The organism is Pseudomonadota bacterium (genome assembly GCA_010028905.1).
GTDB lineage: Bacteria > Vulcanimicrobiota > Xenobia > RGZZ01 > RGZZ01 > RGZZ01.
Genome location: RGZZ01000403.1, coordinates 1 through 4590, shown reverse-complemented (window position 1 = coordinate 4590; position 4590 = coordinate 1). Strand labels below are relative to the sequence as shown.

Genomic DNA, 4590 nt, shown 5'->3' with positions numbered 1-4590 from the left:
ATCGGGCGAGGTGACAGCGCTTCTCGAGGAGAACGTCGCCCGGCAGCGGGGAGGCGTGCGCCACCGACCCGCGGCCTGAACCTGCGATGGTCATCTGTACCTGGACCAGACCGTCATCTTGCACTCAGGTCGGCGATGGTCTACAATGCCTTTGACGGCGAACGGTCCGAGTCGAGCGCGCGACCTGCCCCCCCCGAGGCCGCTACGACTGTCACATCAGGGCCACCTTACAGATGTCAATCGCACGACGCATACTCAAGTTCCTGGCCTCGCTGAAGCTGGCGGTCATCCTCCTGCTCTCGCTTTCTGTCATCCTCGCGGTGGCCACCTACATCGAGTCGAAGTTCGATGCCAAGACCGCGGCCCACCTCGTGTATGGCAGCAGCGCCTTCTCGCTCTTCCTGTTCATGCTCGGGGTCAACGTTCTGTGCGCGGCCCTGGTGAGGTACCCCTGGAAGCGCCATCAGACCGGCTTCGTCATCGTGCACCTGGGCATCATCGTGATCCTCGTGGGGTCGTTCATCACCCGCATCTTCGGATTCGAGGGCATGATGACCCTCGCCGAGGGGGAGCAGCGAAACGACGTCACCATAGACGAGCCCTATCTTCGCTGCGCCACCATGAAGAAGGGAGACGTGGTCGGCGAGCAGATGGCCGTGCCCGCCGAGCTCCGCTGGAACCCGCCAGACGAAGCCCATCCCCGTCGCTTCCCCCTGTGCGATGGCCTGGTGGCGGTGGTCGATCGGTACATCCACAACGCGCAGCCGGTCGAGCGCTACGCGTCCGGAGACGCCAAGGCGCCTCCCGCCGTGCACGTGGAGATAACCGCCGGACAAGGTGCCCCCATGCCCCAGGGAACGGTCATGGCCGATACCTGGCTGTCTCTCGAGGACGCCTCTCACGCCGAGACGCGCATGGGGCCGGCCACGCTTCGCCTCATGCGCGCCGCGTCTTCAGAAGCGCTCGAGAAGGCGCTGCGCGGTCCGCAGGTCGAGGCGCTCGATGCGCGGGACGGGGTGCTGCGCGTGGATGTGGGTCAGACCCCGGTGTTCGTCGCAGTTGCGGGGAACGAGGGACGTGAGGTTCCCCTGGCGGGCACGCCGTACCGACTGCGAATCGATCGCTTCCTTCCCTTTGCGGTGGTGAAGAACAACAAGCTGGAGAACCGATCTGCGGAGCGGACAAACCCCGCGGTCGAGCTCACCCTGCTCGACGACAAGGGTGAGGCTGAGCGCCACATCGTGTTCGCGAAGTATCCCGAGTTCTCGACCTCCCATCATCAGGCGCGTCCCACGAAGCTCGAGATCGGCTACACCATGACCGATCCACGCGTCCAGGCCAATGCCATCACGTTCATCGTGGGCCCGGACGGCGCGCCGCACGTCCGGGTCGACAGCGCCACCGGCCGCAGCCGCTCCGCGAAGGTCAAGGTCGGCGAGACCTGCCCGACGGGCTGGCGCATGAACCTCGAGTACACCGTGCGTGACTTCGTTGATCATGCCGCGGCAGTTCACGAGTTCAAGCCCGTGAAGGCCGCTCGTGGGGGGCAGAACCTCGCGCCCGCAGTTCACCTCACGGTGGAGGGCGCCGACGCCCCTGGACCGTACTGGATCGGTCAGGGAGACTCGATCGTGGTGAGCCGTGCCGGGGGGCAGTCGATGGCGCGCGTGGCGTACGCCCTTCGCAGCCAGCCGGTGGGCTTTGACGTCAAGCTCGAGAGATTCACCGTGGGCTACGACCCCGGCACCCGCAACGCTGCCACCTACACGAGCAATGTGCACGTCGACGATGCACGGCGAGAGAAGCGCTTCGACGCCGTGATCACCATGAACGAACCGCTGCAGTACGCAGGCCTCACCTTCTTCCAGGCCTCGTTCGCCCAGGGCGAGGGAGGCACGCAGATCTCCACCCTTCAGGTGGCGCGTGACCCCGGCGTTCCTGTGAAGTACGCCGGCTCCATCCTCCTCGTGCTGGGCATCGCCCTCTACGTCTTCACCGGTCAGCCCCGTAACCGAAGTCAGAAACCCACCTCGGCCTCCTTGCCTGAAGAGCGAGGCGCCAGGCCGACGTCCTCGGAGGTCTCATGAAACGACTCCTTCTCGTTCTCGCCCTTCTCATCTCGGCGGCGGGGGGCGCTCTCGCCGATTCTCCCGCGCTCGACGACGCGGCGCTCCGCGTCATTCCCATCCAGAACCAGGGCCGCATCAAGCCGATCGACACCTTTGCCAGGGAGTCGGTGCTCACCATAACGGGGAAAGAGCGCTTCGATGGGCGCGCGCCGCTCGACCTCATCCTCACGTGGCTCGATGATCCGAAGAAGGCCGCGTCGATGATGGTCATCGACGTCTCCCGTCAGGATGTGCGCGCCGCCCTGGGCCTGCCCGCGGACGCCCGCTACACCTCCATCGACACGCTCCTGTCGACGCCGACGTTCGAGAAGCAGGCGCGCGAGGTGATGCGCAAGCAGCAGGCCAGCGAAGAGCTCACCGAGCTCGATCGCCAGATCGGTCGTCTCACCACGCGGGTGAGCCTGCTCCAGTCGCTGCTTACGCTCGAGGCGTTCACCGTGGTGCCGGACAAGCAGAGCCTGGCCAACCCGTGGCATCCGCTGTCGAGCCTCATTGGGCCGACCTCTCCTCTCGACGCCGGAGAGAGCGCCGCCATCATCGGTTCGGTGAAGTCCCTCGTGACGGCTCACGCGGCCCGTGACACGGCAGCGTTCACCAAGGCCTCGCAGGCGCTGTCGGCGCAGCTGTCCGCGGTGGGTCCGGGGCCGGACCCCGTGGTGCTGGCCCGCGAGGTGCAGTACAACGCCCTTCACCCGTTCGGCAAGGCGTGGATGCTCTATCTCGCGGCTGTGCTCGTTCTCGGTGCCGCCGGGGCGCTCGGCAACCGTCGCCTTTACGGTCTAGGCGTCTTCATCGCGGTCGCTGGCCTGATCATGCACGTGTACGGTTTCTACCTGCGCTGCACCATCGCGGGGCGTCCGCCGGTCACCAACATGTACGAATCGGTCATCTGGGTCAGTCTCGGCGTGATGGTCTTCGCCCTGCTGCTCGAGGCGGTCTTCCGCGCCCAGGCGCTCGTGCTGCCCGCCGCGGTGGCGGCCACCATCTGCCTCATCGTGGCCGACAACGTGACCTCCATCCTCGATCCGGCCATCAATCCCCTCACGCCGGTTCTTCGCAGCAACTTCTGGCTCACCATCCACGTCCTCACCATCACGCTCAGCTACGGCGCCTTCCTGCTGGCCACCGCCATCGGGCACGTCTCGCTGTTCACCTACGGCTTCCACCCGAAGGACCGCGCCCGTCAGCGGTCGCTGCACCAGCAGCTGTACAAGACCGTGCAGCTGGGCGTCATGCTGCTGGCGGCGGGAACCATTCTCGGCGGCGTGTGGGCCAACTACTCGTGGGGTCGGTTCTGGGGCTGGGATCCCAAGGAGGTGTGGGCCCTCATCGCGCTGCTCGGCTATCTTGCCGTGCTTCACGGCCGTTACGCGGGCTGGCTCAAGGACTTCGGCTTCTCCGCGGGCTGCGTGGTCGCATACTGCGGTGTGCTCATGGCCTGGTACGGCGTCAACTTCGTTCTCGGCGCCGGCCTCCACTCGTATGGCTTCGGAGATGGGGGCCAGCTGTACGTGGCTGTCGGCGTGGCGCTCGACCTGCTCTATGTCGCCGTCATGGGGCTGCGCTATCGCGCGACCCGGATGGCGGTTGCCGGCGGCGAAGCGGCGGAATAGCGGGCGCTTGAGCTACCGGCTGATACGACCGCTGCTGTTTCGTCTCGACCCCGAGGTCGTTCATCACGCCGTGACGCGCCTGGGCGCCGCCCTCAGTCACAACCGCCTGCTGCTGTCGGCCATCGCCGCGGCCTGTCGACCGCCTTCCTCGCTTCGGGTGCGCGCGCTGGGGCTCGACTTCCCATCTCCCGTCGGGGTGGCGGCGGGCTTTGACAAGAACGGGGCCCTGGTGGCGGTGCTCGACGCGCTCGGGTTCGGGTTTGTCGAGGTGGGAACGGTCACGCCTCGTCCCTGGGGAGGCAACCCCCGACCCCGCATCTTCCGCCTGCCCGCCGATCAAGCGGTGATCAACCGAATGGGGCTGCCCAATGCGGGAGCGCCTCTCGTGGCCCGCAGGCTCGAGGCGCTGCGGCTTCGGCGCCGCAGCGCAGGCAGCCCTTCGGCGAGCCCTCTGGGCGTGAATGTTGGGCGTGTGGCCGACGGCCCCGATCGGGACCCCATCGCTGACTACGTTGCGGCCGTGCGCGCGGTGCGCGGCGTGGCCGACTACATCACGTTGAACGTGTCGTGTCCCAACACCGACGACGGTCGCGCCTTCGACGCCGATCCGGCGGCCTTCGACGCGCTGCTCGAGGCAGTGGCCGAGGAGCTGGCCGATTCCCGTCCCTGGCTGGTGAAGCTCTCGCCCGACCTTGATGAAGCCGCATTGACGCGCATGGTCGACATCGCGCTCGGTCGAGGGGCGAGTGGGTTCGTGGTCTCGAACACTACGCGCGCGCGGGAGGGGCTCACCACCCCCGCCGACCGCGTGGAGGCGGTGGGCGCGGGCGGCTTGAGCGGGCGTCCGC

General features: G+C 67.2%; 3 protein-coding genes. All 3 read left to right on the top strand.

The window, feature by feature from the left end; all coding sequences use genetic code 11:
- The first annotated feature begins 233 nt into the window (after positions 1–233).
- Entirely contained in the window at positions 234–2087 is a 1854-nt protein-coding gene (locus EB084_19990) for a hypothetical protein (GenBank protein NDD30547.1), read from the top strand.
- Positions 2084–3742, top strand: a complete 1659-nt coding sequence (locus EB084_19985; protein NDD30546.1) for a cytochrome C biogenesis protein — start codon at positions 2084–2086, stop codon at positions 3740–3742. Before EB084_19990 ends, EB084_19985 begins: the two co-directional genes overlap by 4 nt.
- Positions 3743–3749: 7 nt before the next feature.
- On the top strand, positions 3750–4590 hold an 841-nt coding region (locus EB084_19980; GenBank protein ID NDD30545.1), incomplete at its 3' end, for a quinone-dependent dihydroorotate dehydrogenase.